The following is a 16,432-nucleotide window of genomic DNA, read 5'->3' as shown; positions in this document are numbered from 1 at the left end:
CATCCACAAACTTATGCACAGAAAGAAGGGACAACTCGGGGTGGGAGCCATCCCCGATGGGCGCCTACAGCGCGTTCGCCGGTTTCACGTTCAGGCCGAAGTGCCTCAAGGCACCGACGGCGAGGGAGTCGATCGAGTCCACCACCGGCAGGTCGAGCGGCCCCCTGCCCAGGGCCGCGAGCGCAACCGGGAGCTCCGTGCAACCCAGGATCACCGCCGCCGCCCCTCGGTCGTGCAGCACCCGCACCGAGTGGGCAAGCGCCGCGCTGGCCTGCGGCAGCCGATTCTGTTTGACCGCCTTGATCGGCCGCACGCAAAGCCGCTGCACGTCGTCTTCGCTGAGCGGCAGCACCGCATAGCCCGCTTGCGCCAGTGCGTCCCGGTACAGGCTCGAATGCACGGTCGCCGGTGTGCCAAGCAGGCCGACGCGCCCGCCAGGGATGCCACTGGCCCGGAGCCTTTCAACGACCGACGAGACGATGTGGATCAAGGGCATCTTCACGCACATGGCCAGCTCGGGGTACCAGTGGTGCGCGGTGTTGCAGGGGATCACGGCGCAGCTGCATCCGCTGGCCTCGAGGAACTGCAGGCCTTTTCGCATCGCCGGCAAAGGGCTTGTTCCACGCCCGAGCACCGCATCGGAGCGGTCCGGGATCTGCGGGTCGTTGACCAGCAACACCGGAAGGTGCTCCTGATCGCTGCCGACATCGGTCAGCAACGCCAGGCGATAGGCGAAGTACGCTCCCGCGGCAGGCCCCATGCCTCCAAGCACACCCAGCATTGATGCAAATCCCCATCGCGTTGTTCGGCGGTCAGGTCGACCGGGCTGCCCCACTCATGGACCCGCTCAATCCATGGTGATCTTTCCCTTCTTGATCACCTCGCTCCAGCGTTGGGTTTCGAACTGCACCAGCGCGGCATAGTCCGCACTCGACCCCGACAGCGGCACGGCCCCCTGGGCTGCCAGGCTTTCGGTGGTGCTCTTCTCCCGGCTGATCTTGTGGATCTCGGCGGAGAGCCTGTCGATGATCGCCTTCGGCGTGGCCGCTGGCGCCAGCACACCCGTCCAGGAATCCACGACCACGTCGGGAACCCCGGCCTCTTCCATGGTGGGCACGTCGGACACGCTGGCCGATCGCCGTGCGCTCGCCATGGCCAGTGCACGGATCTTTCCGCTCTGGATGTACGGCAGCACGTTCGGCAGGTTGACGAACATCAGGTCGATCTGACCGGACAGCAGGTCCGTGGTCGCCGGGCCGGCGCCCTTGAAAGACACGTGCTCGAACTCGGTGCCCGTCTTGTGCTGGAACAGCTCGCCCACCATCTGGTTGACGCTGCCATTGCCCGCGGAGCCCATGAACAGCTTCTTGCCGCTCGATTTCGAGTACGCGATCAACTCCTTGACGTTCTTCGCGGGCACCTTGGTCGAGACCACCAGCACATTGGGCACGGAGGCAAACAGGGCCACCTGGGCGAAGGCCTTGTTCGCGTCGTACGGCAGGTTCTTGTAGAGCAGCGGGTGGAACGACTGATGGCTCGATGAGGCGAGCAGCAGCGTGTAGCCATCCGGCGGGGCCTTGGCCACGATGTCCGCGCCCACCGTGCCGCCCGCGCCCGGCCTGTTGTCCACAATCACCTGTTGGCCCAGGCTTTCCGACAGGCGTTGCGCGAGCACCCGGCCGATCAGATTCACCGTGCCCCCCGGCGCAAAAGGCACGATCAGCCGGATGGGCTTCTCCGGATACGGGGCCGCCGAAGCGCCCGTGGCAAGCAGGACGGCAGAGGCCACCCCGATGAGCGTTTTGGAAATGGTGTTCATGGTCAACAGCCTTGAAGGAAGGTGAAGGGGATTCAGCTGGCCGCGATGGCCCCGATGTCGCGTTTCATCTGTTGGCGAGCCGTGCCGAGCCGGCGCCTGATTGCCTGCACGCTGGCCAGCACGCTCTCGAGGTGGCGGCGTTGCCGCTCGACAGCCCGCACCACCTCCGCCGGGGCGGGCCCGCCGTGGCGCCGGGCATTCACGCTCGCGACAGGGTCCAGGTACTGGCTCAGCTTGTCCTCAGGCCACCCGATGGCGGTCCCGACCACATCGACGGCCACGCGGTCCAACATGTCGCTGGTCAGTTCCAGTGCCGACTTGCCCGAGTCCAGGGCGAGCCGCACCAGACCGCCGACCACGTGGTGCGCATCGCGGAAAGACAGGCCTGCTTCGGCCACGAGGCCGTCGGCCAGATCCGTGGCCACCGAAAAGTCGAACCGCACGTGTTGCAGCATGTGCTCCCGCTTCGGCTCGGCGCTGCTCAGGATCAGCTCGAAGAGCGAGAGGCAGCGCAGGGTCTCTTCCGAACACTCCCAGAAGCTCCGCATGCTTTCCCGGCTGCTGTCGCCCGAGTGCGTGAAGTGCGTGCCCTTCACCGCGATCAGGGACGTCGTGAGCAGCCCGATCACGTGGCTGGTCTTTCCCTTCAGGTATTCGAGCACGGCCGGGTTCTTCTTCTGCGGCATGATGCTCGACGTGCTCGCCACCCGGTCCGGGAAGGTGATCAGCCCGAACTCGGCGGTGGACCACACATAGAAGTCCTGCGCCACACGGCCCCAGGTCTGGGCCAGGATGGCCATCGCCGACATGGCCTCCCAGGCGAAATCCCTCGAGGCGACCGCATCCAGCGTGTTCGCCACGACCGAGCTGAAACCGAGTGCCTCGGCCGTGACATCCCGGTCGATGGGGAACCGGGTGCCCGCCAGGGCGCCCGCGCCCAGAGGCAGTGCGTCGATGCGAGGCAGGACGCCCTGCAGGCGATCCATGTCGCGGCCAAGGGCCTCCGCCACCGCGCTCAGGTAGAAACCGAAGGTGATGGGCTGCGCGGGCTGCAGGTGGGTGTAGCCCGGCATGACCACCTCCTTGAACGCCTCGGCCCGTTCCAGAGCGACCTGCCGCACGCGGCCCATCGCTTCGATCGTGTCGAGCACCACCGTTCGCGCCCGGATGCGGTCGATCGTGGCGGCGATGTCATTGCGGCTGCGCGCCATGTGCAAGCGGCCCCCCACATCGCGCCCCGTGAGCGCCATCAGCCGGGCTTCGTAGTTGAAGTACGGGTCTTCCTTGGCGGGGTCGAGCTCCACCGCGGCCGGCCCCTCCCTCTCCATCCGCAGCAGACCGTTCGCCAGCTTTCTGGCGATGTCCGGTGAGACCAGGCCCGTCTTGTGCAGCATCAGCAGATGCGCCTGGTTCACGTCGGTGAGGTAGGTGAACTGCTTCGTGAAGTCACGCGCGAGGCGTGGCCCGTAGATGTGCTCGCAAATCTCTTGCGCTAGGGGCTGCGTGAGCCGCCGACTGACTTTCGATTCCATCGTCAAATCCTTTCGAGATGGACGAAGTATCGGAACCGCCATGCATGCCGTCAAATGACAGTTTCTGGTACGACCATACGCTTTTGATATGGCCTGTCGGGCGTACCATCGCGCCATGAACTTCAAACAGATCGAGACATTCCGTGCCGTCATGCTGACCGGATCGATGACCGCGGCCGCGCAGCAACTTCACACCTCGCAGCCCAACGTGAGCCGCGTGATCGGCAAGCTGGAGAACGAAGTCGGCTTCGAGTTGTTCGACCGCCTCTCCGGGCGCGTGGTCGCCACCAAGGGCGGCGAGGCCCTGTTCCGGGAGGTCGCGCGAGCGTTCGTGGGGTTGGACAGCCTCGCCGAATCGGCGCTGTCGATCCGCGAGGCGGGCGTGGGCACGCTTCGTGTCGCGGCGGCGGCCTCGATCTCCATCAGCGTCGTTCCGTTGGCCATCCGGATGTTCAGTGAACGCTACCCCGCCGTTCGCATCGTCGTCGACACCAGCGAGTCCGCCGTGATCGCCAACTGGACCGCCATCCAGCACTGCGACATGGGGTTTGTCTCCAACGTCTCCGACAAACCTGGCGTGGTGGCGTCCGTGCTGCACACCGAGAACGCGGTGTGCGTCATGCCTTCGGACCACCGGCTGGCGAAGAAGCAGCGCCTGTCGCCGCAGGACCTGAACGGGGAGCGCTTCATTTCCCTGCCCAATGGAGGCTCTTCGCGCCACGCCATCGATGCCGCTTTTCCCAAGGATGGCCGCATCCTCGCGCTGGAGACACCGTTCGCCGCCACCATCTGCAGAATGGTCAGCGAAGGCCTGGGCGTGAGCCTGGTCAACCCGATCCTGACCCGGACCATGAAGCTCCCAGGGATCGTCACCGTCCCCTTCAAACCCAACATCCCGTTCACCAGCTACCTGCTCAGGTCGCAGCTCGCACCGCGCGACACCCATGCGAGCTTCTTCATCGCCTGCATGCGGGCGGCGTTCAAATCGCTTTGACGCGCGCGCCGCGCATGGCGCGGTTGGCGCTGCCTGCTCATTTCCTGGGCAACACAGCGGCAGGCCCCGCAGGCACTCGCTGCGGCAAGGTTGCTCCAGCGACATCCACAAAGTTATGCACAGAAAGACGGGACAAGTCGGGTACGGCCGTCTTTCGACAGGCGCCGACGGTATTACGCGGCCACCACGCTCGCGTGCGCGGCGACGATTCGCCAGTGCGCGCCCAGCAGTGCCCAAACGCGGGTGTATCTGAACCTGCCTTCAAAAGAATCGTTGCCATAGCGTCCAGCCAGCTGCACTCGCACCGCGACAACGGCCACATTGCCGAGCAGCCGGACGCTGCGGTCCGACGCATCGAGCGAGTCCAGCTTCAACAAGCCCGACCTGTGAACGTCAAGGTCTTCCTGCTTCGTCACAAGCATGCCTTGGTGGTTCGTGAACAGCAGATCGTCCGCCAGCAGTTCGTCCAGAACCGGGACATCGGAGGTGCGCATGGCGCGCGCCAGCCGTTCTTCGAGTTCAACAATGGTGTCGAGATTTGCATCATTCATGACGACATATTAGTTGGGCCTGGCCACACCATGAGTTCGAGGGGTGCAATCCCGCAGGATTGCACCCCTCTGGTCAAGCTGCAGCCAACTCGGCCACAGCGGGCGGCGCCACCTGGTAGCCATCGAACTGCATCGTGTACTGCGCACGGCCCGATGAAAGCGCGCGCAGCGTGCTGATGTAGCCGAACATGTCCTTCAGCGGCACCAGCGCGTCGACCACCGTGGCCGTGCCGCGCACCTCATGCCCTCGCACCTGGCCACGGCGGCGGTGCAGATCGCCGATCACGTCGCCCAGGTATTCGGTGGGCGTGATCACCTCCACGGCCATTACCGGCTCCAGCAGATGCGGCCTGGCCTTGGCGAAAGCATCGCGCAGCGCATGGCTTGCAGCCAGCTCGAAGACCATGGCCGAGGAGTCGCGCTCGTGGAAAGCACCATCGAGCAGCACGGCGCGGAAGTCCACGGCCGGGTAGCCCGAAGCCGGACCGGCTTCGGCCGCGCGCCGGATACCCGCTTCCACCGCGGGAATGAACTCGCGGGGAATGGCGCCGCCGACGATGCGGCTTTCGAACTGCACGCCCGCACCTCGCTCCAGAGGCTCCAGGCGCAGCGTGAGCTGCGCGAACTGGCCCGGGCCGCCGGTCTGCTTCTTGTGCACGTGCGTCAGCTCCGCGGCCGTGGCAATGGTCTCGCGATAGGCCACCTGAGGACGGCCCACCACCACGCCCACGCCATAACGGTCGCGCAGCTTGTGCACGGCGACCTCCAGCTGAAGCTCGCCCATGCCCGACAGAATGGTCTCCCCCGATTCCTCGTCCTGGCGCACGCGCAGGCTCGGGTCCTCGCGCAGCATGCTCTGCAGCGCCTTGGACAGGCCTTGCTGGTCGACCTTGGTGCGCGGCTCCAGCGCCATGTGGATCACCGGCTCCGGCACGGCGATGGACTCCAGCTGCACCGGGTGCCTGGGATCGCTCAGGGTCTGGCCCGTGAGGGTGTCCTTGAAGCCGACCACCGCGGCGATCTCGCCCGCCACGAGTTCATCGCGTTCGATGCGTTTGTCGGCATGCACCTCATAGAGGCGGGCCGCGCGTTCCATGCGCCCGGTGCTGGTGTTGAGCACCGAGTCGCCACGCCGCAACCGGCCCGCATACAGGCGCACGAAGACCATGCTGCCGTGCTCGTCGGTCACCACCTTGAATGCCAGGGCGGCCAGCGGCGCGCTGTCGAGGCCCGTGGCCGTGCCTTCGCGCTCGCCAGGCGCGGGCAGCCAGTCGACCACCGCATCCAGCAGCGGCTCGACACCGCGATTGCGGAAGGCCGAACCCGCCAGCACCGGCACAAAGGCACGCTTGCGCACGCCCGCACGGATGCAGCGTTGCAGCAGTTCCACCGAGGGCTCTTCGCCCCGCAGCCAGGCCTCCAGGGCCTCATCGTCTTGCTCGACCACGGCTTCCAGCAGGCGCGCGCGGGCCGCCTGGGCTTCGGCCAGGAGGTCAGAGGGAATGGCGGCTTCCTGCACCGGCTGCGATGCATCGTCGCGCTCCCACAGCAGGGCACGCATGCGCACCAGGTCCACGACGCCGCGGAACTCGCCCTCGGCGCCGATGGGCAGGTGCACCGGGACGGCCTGCACACCCAGGCGCTCGCGCATCGACGCGATCACGCGTTCGAAGTTCGCGCCCGTGCGGTCGAGCTTGTTGACGAAGGCGATGCGCGGCACCTCGTGCCGGTCCGCCAGGCGCCAGTTGGTTTCGGTCTGCGGCTCCACGCCAGCCACACCGTCGAGCACCACCACGGCGCCATCGAGCACGCGCAACGCGCGGCCCACCTCGATGTTGAAGTCGATGTGGCCGGGTGTGTCGATCAGGTTGATCTGCACCCCGCGCCAATGCACGGTGGTGGCGGCGCTGTTGATGGTGATGCCGCGTCGGCGCTCCTCGGGGTCGAAGTCCATGTGGGCAGCGCCGTCGTGCACTTCACCCATGCGGTGGCTCTCGCCCGTGTAGTAGAGGATGCGTTCGCTGGTCGTGGTCTTGCCCGCGTCCACATGGGCAATGATGCCGATGTTGCGGATGCCGTTGTTGTTGTTGGTGCGGTTCATGGTGAATCTTTCCGGACCCCTCGAGGGTCCACATGTCAGGACGATCAAGCCGCCCCGGCATGGATTCACCAGGGCTGGCTCAGGAGGGAATGGGTCGGCCGGACCACGGGCGCACGCGCACGTATCCCACGTTCCGGCGGGCGGAAATCGTGGCGATCAGCTTGTCGTAAGTGCGCGTGAACATGTTGGAACCTGAAAAAACAAAAACCCCGGAAGACCATGCCTGCCGGGGTTGTGGGGCCGGAAGGTCATCTCCTTCCGATTGCCATCGAAAGGACGCAGCTAGGCAGCGAACGTGGGTTGGACGACGTTGAAATTGAACATGCCGCAATTTTCCTGGAATTGGAGTGCCCTGAGTGTCAGTAGGGCTGGAACTGGGCAAGATGAACATTCCGCTCGATGTGCGACGCAATCTCGTCTGGCGCTGCAACGACGGACCGACGAGGTGAAGAACGGATGTCACTGGCCGATGACCGTCAACGCCGATGATCCGTGTTGGCACGGTAACTGAGCCAGCCGGCCGTCATCGGCCCGCCGTCGCCCCGGTCTTTGGGATGGTTTCGGCCTTCCAACACAGGCACTTCATCAAAGTCAAACGGGCTCAGGCCAGCAATGCACGCCACGTTCACACCGTATTGGCTGGGGACGGAACGCCTGGAGTGAAAGGTATAGACGCCGCACACCGAGCAAAAGTAGTGCTTCGCCTGCCCAGTATTGAACTGGTAGAGCGTCAGCTTGTCCGCGCCCTGCACGACATGGATATCGTCCAGGTTGGCTGAGACGGCCACTGCGCCACGCATGCTGCAGTACGAGCAGTTGCACCGCCGCACGCTGCGCAGCCCATCAGTCAGAACCAAACGAAAGCGCACGGCACCACAATGGCAGGCCGCCTCGAGTTCGCGGCGTTCGTCAAAGTCAGAGGGAGTCAAACTGCATTCCTTTCTTGGCCGATGGGCGCCCATCGCAGCCTAAGCCCGAATCAAGCCAGCGGCAGCACATGCCCCGTGCCCAACAAAGTGCGGCCCGACAGCAACGCGAATTTGGTGCCATTCTTGAGCTGGGCCAGCGCCAACTCCGGGCGCAGGAACTGCACCTCCAGCGTGCAAGGCACCTCGGGCACCGGCTCACCATCGGTGGGCACGGCCAGGCGCGTGGTGAATCCCTCGGAGCCCACCACCAGCGCGCCATCGAAATACCCCGCACGGATCGGCCGGCTCAGCACCGGCGTGTCGGCTGCGAGCAAGGTGAGTTCGATCCGCGCATCTGGCTTGAACACCGTGCCCGCCGCGAAACCCTGCGGCAGGTGCTTCGGCGCTTTCGCGCGCTGGATCAGCCAGCCAATGATGTTGCCAATGATCGGCAGCCACAACACCATCAGCACCGAACCCAGATCGCGCGCCAGCGAAGGCTGTGGCGCGAGCCAGCGCACCAGGCCGCCGATGAGCGCCAGCACCAGCATCATCACCGTGATGATCTGGCGGCGCTTGGAAATGGAGGAGGAAGAAGAGGGAGAAGATCGTTGTGTCATGGTTGTGCAGGATACGGCTTGCCCAGCTTCCAGCGCGATTGCCAGTGCGCCATGTACTGGCTCGACACCTCGGGCATGCCGCGAATCACCACCACGTTCTCGGAATTCATCGTCTCGGCCGACGGCGCGAAATTGAACGAACCCGTCTGCACCGTGTGGCCGTCCACGATGATGGTCTTGTCATGGTGGATGTGGAAATGGTCGTTCGTCCGCAACTCCACGCCGTTGCGGGTCACGAAGTCCATCGCCTTCTTGCTCGTCTTGCCCCGGTTGCGTTTCTTGTCCACCACCACGCGCACCTCCACGCCCCGGTTCTTCGCGTCCACCAGCGCCTGCATGATGTCTGGCGCCTGGAACGCATAGGCCAGGATGTGAATGCTCTGCTGCGCGCTGGCGATCGTTTCCAGCACCAGCTGGCGCGCCGAGCCCTCCGGCGAGAAGCCCACCTGCACGCTCGGCGCCGCATGCAAAAGCAAGGAAGCGCCCAGCAGCCACGCCGCCAGCGCGATGGATCGAAGAAAAGTCGTCATGCCCATGCCCCCAAGCTGCGCCGGCACGAGGCGCGCGCCCGATGTGGGCCGCTGCGCAGGGCTGGCAGCCCACATCGTAGCCACAGGGGCTTGGCTTGGCCGCTCTCGGCCCGTTCAGTCCCAGCGAAGGGAAAACGTCGCGTTGTCGAACTCGCCGCAGTCGGCAGCGGCGTCCAGCAGGCGGGCCGCGAGTTCGCGCGCCTGCTCGGCGCTGAGGGTCCATTCCGTTTCCAGCGGCGCCTTGCAGGCCTGCAGCACCACGTCATAAGGGGCATCTTTCACCTTCGTGCGACGCGTGGACACCTTCAGCTCCGCCGACGTGCTGTGGTGAAGCGAAAACCACATGCGCTGCGTCGACACCGGTTTCGGGAAGAAGGGCATGTGCTCCGGATCGGGCGTGCACGTAGGCACTGCTGCTGACGCTGCTGCCTGAGGGGATGGTTTGCGGCCAAAGAGTTTCATGAGGTCACCTTTTCGTTGTCGTTCAAGCCCAGCTCGCGCAGCACCGCGAGGCGGCACACGCTGGCCATGGAGCGGTGTTCGAGCCTGGCCCGCTCCTTCACATGTTCCAGCTCAAACGGGGTGAGCCGAAGCGCGATGGGGCGCGAACTGTTGACCCCGTTGGGGACGCGTTTGCGAGACGAAGAGACAGCGAATGTGGACATGGTCGAAATTGCTCCTTTCCCTGGGCTAGCATTGAGTAACGGAAAAATACACAACAGGTACTTTTTAGGTACATGTTCATTCCATCATATCCCAGCTGTGGCAAAAATGAGTAACTTCGTGGAGCGATTTTTGGAGGAGAGGCGTCGGCTCAAACTCAACCAACAGGAGCTCGCCGACGCCGTTGGGATCTCGAAGCGCTCGATCGGAAACTACGAGCGAGGGGAGCGCAACCCGGACGCGGAAGTCCTCGTCAAGTTGGGGGAGGTGGGTGTGAACGTCTGCTACCTGCTGACGGGCAAGCGCATCTCGACCAGGCTGGGCCTGGAGCCGATGCAACGAGCCGTGCTCGATGACTTCGACCGTTGCACGCATGAGATGCAGATCGAAGCGGTGAGGTACATGGCGCTACTGGCTGAGGGCGCGGTTCCGTCTGCGCCTTCTAATCAGGTCCACAAGCCTCGGACGAGGAACGCCGAAGCCAAGAGCAAGAAGAGTAGCTAAGGCATTGATCCAGAAAACAGAAAGGCCTCATGGAGGCCTTTTTTCTTTTCGCCTTCACATGGGGTTGGAGACTGCTTCAGACTGGTCTCGGACGTTCATGTTCTCTGCGTGAACGATCGCAGTCGGCAAGAAGCGGAAGTAGCGTTGATGCGAAAAGCGATCTTTCAACGTTTGACTTCAGCGGCGCCGATGGCGTCCGCTGGAAGGTAGGGCTGTGCATCAGTCGTTGCCGCAGGCTTCAGTGGGCCGACGAACAGTGGCGAATCTGATCTATACGGCACGCGACCCGCAGGAACATACTTCGCAGCAGGATCAAGGTGAAGATCCTGATCGTCGAAGAAGACGTGGGCTCCAAATGCCTTTACGACCTTCGTCTTTTCAACACCGCCCAAGAAGAAGATTTCGTTTGCGTAGATGCCCCATTTCCGCAGTGTCTTGATGACGCGCAACTCGGCAGGAGTGTTCCTCGCGGTCACTATTGCAATGTGAACAGGCGAGAACTCCACGCTAAAGGGCAATCTCCGTTGAAGGCTGGCGAGCTTCTGCAGTAGCGTGGCATATGGACCTTCTGGCATAGGAACATCTTGCTGCCCGTCCTCATTCGCATGAAACCCATCAAGGCCTTTAGTCTTGTAGACAATTTCGCTGCTGTCATCAAAGAGAACGGCATCACCATCAAATGCAATGCGAACCTGATCGTCGCGTAGCTTGGCGCAGTCCGTTGGAGGGTCTTTCAGTACGGCCGCCGCGCAAGTTCCCGCATCAATCACACGCTGAGCATCCGCCACGTTTGTGGTTAAAAATAGATCCACATCAAAAGCATCTAGATAAGGGACCACCGACTCACCACCCGTAAACGCGTGCCGGCTGATCTTGAGGTGCTTCGAACGAATGTTATTGAACACACGCACGCCGGTTTCGGGACTGTTCCGCGACATCACAACGACTTCAACTAAGAGTTTTGGGTCGTCGGAATTTTTGTATTTGTTCAATGCTAGTAGAGCTTTGACCAAGTGCATCCCGGTCCCATCGGCGAGCTCATCATCTTCCCGTTCAAGCATGTAGGCGCGGTACTCCGCGACGGCTGTTTCTCTGTCTTCGTGAAACTTCGCTCTGAAGACTCGATCCGCCTCTGCAAGATCGAAAAGAGCCGTTGCAGAAATTCCTACTACCAGCGTTTGCGAGAGGTCTAATGGCATGTTTCTCCTGTCGCGCAGAATTGGAATTCGGCAGTCGCCGAAGTCGACTCACGGGAAAGACGGATAGTTCTAAGCCGAGTAGTTGAAATGGGAGGACTCGCCAAAGTCATAGAGAGACACGTCGTTTCCATTGACCGTCCCGCTAAAGTGGTGCCCATCACCATAGTCATACCCACTAAAGCTGTTGCCATCGCATTGCAGCGAAACGTGACAGCCCCGGCCGTAGTCATACAAGCTGCCGCCTGATCCAGAAAAATGACAGCCTCTGTCGTAGTCGTACAGTGAAACACTGTCGCCGTTAGCTGAGCCGGAGACCTGAATATGACGAGATTGTGAGTAGTCATAGACAGCGCCCACGTTCCCACCTCCCGCGACAAGCTTCGAGGCTGCTGCCGCAACTAAAGCACGAGTATTGGGGTGCATGTTCTCCTCGACTTAAAATTTGATTCATCCTTAGAACAGCCTACCTACTGAAAAGGCTTTCGTCCATTGGGAAAAAGCCTTTGTGTTTCGTAACCCGCACGGTTTACGAGAGTCAGCGCTGCTCTCCCCGTTGCGCGATGATTGGCAACGGCGAGCACAACCATTCGGAGAAGCCAAACGGTATGACTGGTCGGAGCTTGTCGCGCGAGTGAAGCGACAGAACTACCACGACGCCTTTCATTATTCAATTCGTATCAAGCGGGTGGCGTTTTACACTTTTGGGAGAAAAGCGATGAGAGCATCGGTGCAACATGAGGGAGCTCGTAAGTTGTTGGCGGTTCTGAGGGTTGCCAAGGCGGGCGATGAACCGCTGACGTATGCGAGCATGGCAGAGCGGATTGGGCGGCCTAGGAAGGATGCTCGCGCTGTCGCGCAAATGTGCGACTTGCTTGATGCGGCTGCGGCCTACTCGCGCACCCCGTTGCTTGCTCTCACCGCTGTGCTGGCGGGATCTGGGAAAGTCAACCCCAAGGCTTGGGCAGGCCCGGGAATTCCCTCAACGTTGCGTGATGCAATCGTCGAGCAATCGCTCAAGTGGAGGTTTTCTAGTGATGACTACAAGGCGATCGAACGGGGGTTGGATGCTCTTCAGGGACTGGGCAATCGGGCGGCGTGGGAGAGGCTGCGACAGGAAGTTATGCCGTTCGAGCTTGCGAACTTTGTTGCGGGGCTGGGGCCGACGCTTGGACCGGACGTCGACGCCGGGGCGATTGAAGGGCAGAAAAAGCTCATTTCTCACCTGCGGCGCGAACGCAATCCCTCGTTAGCTGACGAAAAGCGTCGATTGGCGATGACAGAGGACGGGTTGGAGTGTGAGGCGTGCGGATCATATTCAGCGCTCAAGTATCCCGGACTAAACGCTGCCATATGGGAAATCCATCACAAAGTCCCCCTCTCGGAACTGGAGGCACCGACCAAGACGTTCATGAAAGATCTAGCAGTTCTGTGCCCTAGTTGCCATCGCGCCATCCACCGCACCACACCAATGATGAGCGTTGAAGAGTTTGCTGAAAAGTTCTTCTCTCTCGAGTAATGACGCAGCAAATGCGGCTGTGGCCAACGTTTTTAGCCTCATGCCGGAGCGATACATGGGTGGGGCGTCGTTGAGAGGAGTGGCGATTTCGCATCTGACAGCGGTGTGGCGAACGCCCATACAAGGATTCAACCATCGTCATGCCTCCACCAAGCGTCCTGCGGCGAATGTCCGGTCTTCAATGGATAGCGTGAGCTCAGAGTCGGCCTGCTTCGGCAGCTATCGCTGCATAGCGGCTATTGCCCGCTTCTTTTTACGACGCGTCGTCTAATGCCAAGAAAAAGCCCGTCCCCCAACAAGGCGGACGGGCTAAAGCTGTAGATCCACAAGGAGACAACAACAGCAACTGCGTGGCGCCACACACCGCATGGTGTCTGGCTTGGTGTCATTTTACTGTATGTTGATACAGTATCTTCTGCAGAGCTGGCTAAGCCGCCGACCCCAGCTGCTCCGAAAGAAACTCCAGCACCACACGCACCGAAGGCAGCAGGCTGCGGCGGTGCGGCACCAGCGCGGTGGTGGTGACGCTGCCCGCCGTCCAGCGCGTCAGCACGCGCACCAGTTCCCCGCGCGCCAGGTGGTGCTGGCAGATGCTCTCGGGTAGGCACACGATGCCCAGGCCGGCCGTGGCCGCGTGCAGCAGCGCCACGGATTCGTCGGCCACCAAACGCGGCTGTGGCTCGGCGATCTGCACTTCGCCCTTGCTGTTGCGCAGCGTCCAGCGTGTGGCGTCCACACCCGTCAGCAGGGCCTGGTGCGCCGCGAGGTCGCTCGGCTGGCGCGGTGTGCCGTGCTCGCGCAGGTAGGCGGGGGCCGCGACCACCATCACGGGCTCCACCTTGAGCGTGCGCTGCGCCAGGCCCGAGTCGGGCAGGGGGGCGAAGTGGCTGCGCAGCGCGATGTCGAAGCCTTCCTGCACCAGGTCCACAAAGCGGTCGCTCGCGTGCAGCTGCAATTGCAGGCGGGGCCAGGTGCGGGCGAGCGCGGGCAGGTGGGGCGCCAGCTGGAACTGCACCACCGGCACGGCGGCGGTGAGCCGCACGGTGCCGCTGGGCTCGGCCAGGCGCGACTGCACCACCTGCCGCGCGCTCTCCACCTCCACCAGCGCGGCGCGCGCGTGTTGGTAGAAGTCGTGCCCGGTGTCGGTGAGGCGAAAGCTGCGCGAGTTGCGCTCGATGAGGCGCACGCCCAGGCTGGCTTCGAGCGCGGCCACGCGTTTGCTCAGGGTGGATTTCGGCACCGAGAAGCGCCGGGCCGCGGGCGCGAAGCCGCCGCTTTCCACGGCCTGGGCGAACAGGGTGAGGTCGTTCAGGTTCATGCCGCCATTGTCCACATATGTGGACGATGCGTTGCCTTTTGCCCGTCTAGGCGGCCATCGTCCACGCCGCAAGAATGCACTCCTTCGTCAATGCAACAGGAGTTGAAACCCACCATGAAACTTATTCTTCTTTTCTATGGCGTGCCTGAAGGCTGTTCGTTTGGTGCCATCGTGGCGCTGGAGTGGAGCGGCCTGCCTTACCAGCTGTGCCGCATCCAGATGCCCGAGGTGGTGAGCAGCGAGGCCTTCAAGCGCATCAACCCGGGGGGCGAAACGCCCTCGCTGCGCACGGCCGATGCCCGCTTCGTGAGCCAGAGCGTGGCCATCCTGCATCACATCGGGGCGGCGGCTGGGGTGGCTGCCTCCAGCGGCTTGGTGCCTGCGCAGGGCAGCGCGGAGTTCGACCGCTTCAACGAGATGCTGGCGTTCCTGAACACCGATTTCTTCGAGTCATTCGCACCGCTCTGGTACGCAATGGAGCACGGCCTGCAAGGCGAAGCGCTGCGCGCGGTAACGGCCATGGGGCACGACAAGGTGCGCCGCGCCCATGCCGCGCTGGAGGGTTTGCTGGGCGGGCGCGACTGGCTGGTGGGCGAGCACCGCAGCGCGGCGGACGCGTACTTCATGGGCATCGCGCGCTGGAACGATTTCCACCAGGTGCTGGACCGCCGCGACTACCCGGCGTTGAACGCCCTGTATGAGCGCCTGCAGGCCGACCCCGCCGTGCGCTTCGCGCATGGGGTGGAGCATGGGGAGGTGGTGCGCAGTGGCGGGGCGTTTGCTGGGCATGTTGAACTGCAATGAGCGGCCGTGGGTCGCCTCGATGGTTCAGCCTGAGCTAGCATGTCGGGCATCGGCCAGAAGCAGTCGCGCGCTGCGCTCCGCAAGCGCTTCTCCAAACCACGTATGGCATCCATGACCTCTACAGTCCCCGGAGCGGCTGGATACGGTGCGAACGCATCGGCCTTGGCTTCTCAATACGAGAGCATCACTTTCGCTGAGGTCTACCGTGACCTGATTCACCTGTTTCCCACACAGCCGGCCACGGTGGTCGACATCGGCGCGGGGTCGGGGCGCGATGCCGCGGCACTCGCCCGCTGCGGTCATCAGGTCGTCGCCGTGGAGCCCACAGGCGAACTTCGCCGCGAGGGCCAGCGCCTTCATGGCGCGCTGCCCATCGATTGGATGGACGACCATCTGCCGACGCTGGGCGTTTTGCGGCAAGCAAAGCGCCGGTTCGACGTCGTCCTTCTCACCGCCGTGTGGATGCATCTGGATCCTCAAGAGCGGGAGGTGGCCATGGAAGCGGTGGCCGCGCTGACGGCCGACAACGGTCAGGTCTTCATGTCTCTGCGGCACGGCCCGATACCGGAGGGCAGAAGAATGTTCGACGTCTCCGCTGAGGACACGGTTCGGTTGGCCGCACGGCACGGGCTGCACAGCCACCACCAGGCCGAGCGCGAAGACATGCTTGGGCGGGCGGACGTCAGATGGAGCTTTCTTGCACTGCGCCGGCTGGCCGCTTCAGCAGAGTAGCCCGTGCTTCTGGATGGGCCAGCCACGCCGTGTGCTGACACCCGACGGAAATCGACGAAGCGGAAGTCCGCGTCACTCAGAGGGCGTGGAGCGCTTGACCAAGTGCCAGCTGATCGCCTGAGGACCCACGGTCGCGCACACCGGCCCGCCGTCTCGCGCCGTGCCGTGGATGCGACCTTCGATGGCGCAGTTGGCGTCTCCTGTGGCGGTCTCCACCAAGGGCTGGGGGATGCCGGCCAACTTGATCTTCGCCCTTCGCTCCCAGCGTGAATCGGGTTGGCCTGCGTAGGTCCCCGAGTTCAGGTAAATGAAGCGGTCGGCCGGTGTGCCTTGCGCGAACGGGCCACGGAAGTTGAACGATCCGTCCGGCAGCGTGGGGCCGAGACTCATGGTGATGGCGAACGACACGAGCTCGGCCGTCGACGCGTAGGGCGGCAGCAAGCCATCGCGACCGTGTTGCACCGCAAAACGGACCCCGAATGGGAATGCCGTGACGGCAAGGATGATCTGAAGTTCAGCGGTTGTTCCGTTTTTCATGGCTTCCGGGTGACAGGCTTGTGAAGGCTCTGGCGCGTGCTCGCTGCTGGCCGACAGCCATCCTAGCTGAGATGCGAAAAAACAAAGGGCCCCATCGGGGCCCT

At 63.2% G+C, this 16,432-nt stretch carries 18 protein-coding genes; 5 read left to right on the top strand and 13 right to left on the bottom strand.

Annotation, left to right across the window (positions count from 1 at the left end; genetic code table 11):
• Window positions 1-64 precede the first annotated feature (64 nt).
• The 3 genes from cuyB to argH form a co-directional block, all read right to left on the bottom strand.
• Window positions 65-781 (bottom strand): cysteate racemase, encoded by a 717-nt coding sequence (gene cuyB, locus AC1Q9M_RS11830; protein ID WP_382328506.1) that lies wholly within the window; start codon window positions 779-781, stop codon window positions 65-67.
• A gap of 66 nt (window positions 782-847) precedes the next feature.
• The gene (locus AC1Q9M_RS11825) at window positions 848-1,819 is read right to left on the bottom strand and encodes a Bug family tripartite tricarboxylate transporter substrate binding protein (protein ID WP_492433906.1); all 972 of its coding nucleotides are present in this window, start codon (window positions 1,817-1,819) and stop codon (window positions 848-850) included.
• Window positions 1,820-1,851: 32 nt separating this feature from the next.
• A complete protein-coding gene (gene argH / locus AC1Q9M_RS11820; RefSeq protein ID WP_492433904.1) occupies window positions 1,852-3,351 on the bottom strand; it encodes an argininosuccinate lyase in 1,500 nt (499 codons plus the stop codon).
• Window positions 3,352-3,466: 115 nt separating this feature from the next.
• On the opposite strand from argH, the gene AC1Q9M_RS11815 reads away from it, so the two are divergent.
• Window positions 3,467-4,345 (top strand): LysR substrate-binding domain-containing protein, encoded by an 879-nt coding sequence (locus AC1Q9M_RS11815; protein ID WP_492433901.1) that lies wholly within the window; start codon window positions 3,467-3,469, stop codon window positions 4,343-4,345.
• Window positions 4,346-4,518: 173 nt separating this feature from the next.
• Here AC1Q9M_RS11815 and AC1Q9M_RS11810 read toward each other — a convergent pair whose 3' ends face one another.
• From AC1Q9M_RS11810 to AC1Q9M_RS11780, 7 genes are all read right to left on the bottom strand, one after another.
• Window positions 4,519-4,896, bottom strand: a complete 378-nt coding sequence (locus tag AC1Q9M_RS11810) for a nuclear transport factor 2 family protein (protein WP_492433899.1) — start codon at window positions 4,894-4,896, stop codon at window positions 4,519-4,521.
• Window positions 4,897-4,969: 73 nt separating this feature from the next.
• Window positions 4,970-6,997, bottom strand: coding sequence for an elongation factor G (fusA, locus tag AC1Q9M_RS11805; protein ID WP_492433897.1), 2,028 nt, complete (start codon window positions 6,995-6,997; stop codon window positions 4,970-4,972).
• Between the two features lie 476 nt (window positions 6,998-7,473).
• Window positions 7,474-7,926 carry a GFA family protein gene (locus AC1Q9M_RS11800; RefSeq protein WP_382320896.1) on the bottom strand — a complete coding sequence of 151 codons (453 nt, stop codon included), beginning with the start codon at window positions 7,924-7,926 and terminating at the stop codon, window positions 7,474-7,476.
• A 50-nt stretch (window positions 7,927-7,976) separates the two neighbouring features.
• The gene (locus AC1Q9M_RS11795; protein WP_492433895.1) at window positions 7,977-8,525 is read right to left on the bottom strand and encodes a hypothetical protein; all 549 of its coding nucleotides are present in this window, start codon (window positions 8,523-8,525) and stop codon (window positions 7,977-7,979) included.
• Window positions 8,522-9,055 (bottom strand): phospholipase D family nuclease, encoded by a 534-nt coding sequence (locus AC1Q9M_RS11790; RefSeq protein WP_492433893.1) that lies wholly within the window; start codon window positions 9,053-9,055, stop codon window positions 8,522-8,524. Before AC1Q9M_RS11790 ends, AC1Q9M_RS11795 begins: the two co-directional genes overlap by 4 nt.
• 114 nt (window positions 9,056-9,169) lie before the next feature.
• Window positions 9,170-9,517 carry a hypothetical protein gene (locus AC1Q9M_RS11785; RefSeq protein ID WP_382320890.1) on the bottom strand — a complete coding sequence of 116 codons (348 nt, stop codon included), beginning with the start codon at window positions 9,515-9,517 and terminating at the stop codon, window positions 9,170-9,172.
• Window positions 9,514-9,720: a hypothetical protein gene (locus AC1Q9M_RS11780; protein WP_492433891.1), complete on the bottom strand. Its 207-nt coding sequence runs from the start codon at window positions 9,718-9,720 to the stop codon at window positions 9,514-9,516. The genes AC1Q9M_RS11785 and AC1Q9M_RS11780 overlap by 4 nt, the downstream gene beginning before the upstream one ends.
• A gap of 106 nt (window positions 9,721-9,826) precedes the next feature.
• On the opposite strand from AC1Q9M_RS11780, the gene AC1Q9M_RS11775 reads away from it, so the two are divergent.
• The gene (locus tag AC1Q9M_RS11775) at window positions 9,827-10,222 is read left to right on the top strand and encodes a helix-turn-helix domain-containing protein (RefSeq protein ID WP_492433889.1); all 396 of its coding nucleotides are present in this window, start codon (window positions 9,827-9,829) and stop codon (window positions 10,220-10,222) included.
• Between the two features lie 164 nt (window positions 10,223-10,386).
• On the opposite strand, the gene AC1Q9M_RS11770 is transcribed toward AC1Q9M_RS11775, so the two are convergent.
• Window positions 10,387-11,421: a 5'-nucleotidase gene (locus tag AC1Q9M_RS11770; protein WP_492433887.1), complete on the bottom strand. Its 1,035-nt coding sequence runs from the start codon at window positions 11,419-11,421 to the stop codon at window positions 10,387-10,389.
• Between the two features lie 631 nt (window positions 11,422-12,052).
• On the opposite strand from AC1Q9M_RS11770, the gene AC1Q9M_RS11765 reads away from it, so the two are divergent.
• Window positions 12,053-12,937 carry an HNH endonuclease gene (locus AC1Q9M_RS11765; RefSeq protein WP_492433885.1) on the top strand — a complete coding sequence of 295 codons (885 nt, stop codon included), beginning with the start codon at window positions 12,053-12,055 and terminating at the stop codon, window positions 12,935-12,937.
• Between the two features lie 427 nt (window positions 12,938-13,364).
• On the opposite strand, the gene AC1Q9M_RS11760 is transcribed toward AC1Q9M_RS11765, so the two are convergent.
• The gene (locus AC1Q9M_RS11760) at window positions 13,365-14,255 is read right to left on the bottom strand and encodes a LysR substrate-binding domain-containing protein (protein ID WP_492433883.1); all 891 of its coding nucleotides are present in this window, start codon (window positions 14,253-14,255) and stop codon (window positions 13,365-13,367) included.
• A 114-nt stretch (window positions 14,256-14,369) separates the two neighbouring features.
• On the opposite strand from AC1Q9M_RS11760, the gene AC1Q9M_RS11755 reads away from it, so the two are divergent.
• Complete coding sequence (locus AC1Q9M_RS11755) at window positions 14,370-15,059, top strand: glutathione S-transferase family protein (RefSeq protein ID WP_492433881.1); 690 nt, start codon at window positions 14,370-14,372, stop codon at window positions 15,057-15,059.
• Between the two features lie 111 nt (window positions 15,060-15,170).
• On the top strand, window positions 15,171-15,791 hold the full coding sequence (locus AC1Q9M_RS11750) for a class I SAM-dependent methyltransferase (protein ID WP_492434019.1): 621 nt from the start codon (window positions 15,171-15,173) through the stop codon (window positions 15,789-15,791).
• 72 nt (window positions 15,792-15,863) lie between these two features.
• On the opposite strand, the gene AC1Q9M_RS11745 is transcribed toward AC1Q9M_RS11750, so the two are convergent.
• Entirely contained in the window at window positions 15,864-16,328 is a 465-nt protein-coding gene (locus AC1Q9M_RS11745) for a DUF5990 family protein (RefSeq protein ID WP_492433879.1), read from the bottom strand.
• Between the last annotated feature and the right edge of the window lie 104 nt (window positions 16,329-16,432).

This window comes from Hydrogenophaga sp. GW823-FHT04C09 (assembly GCF_058796355.1).
Note: the sequence above shows the minus strand (reverse complement) of the source record. Positions and strands in the feature narration are given on the sequence as shown.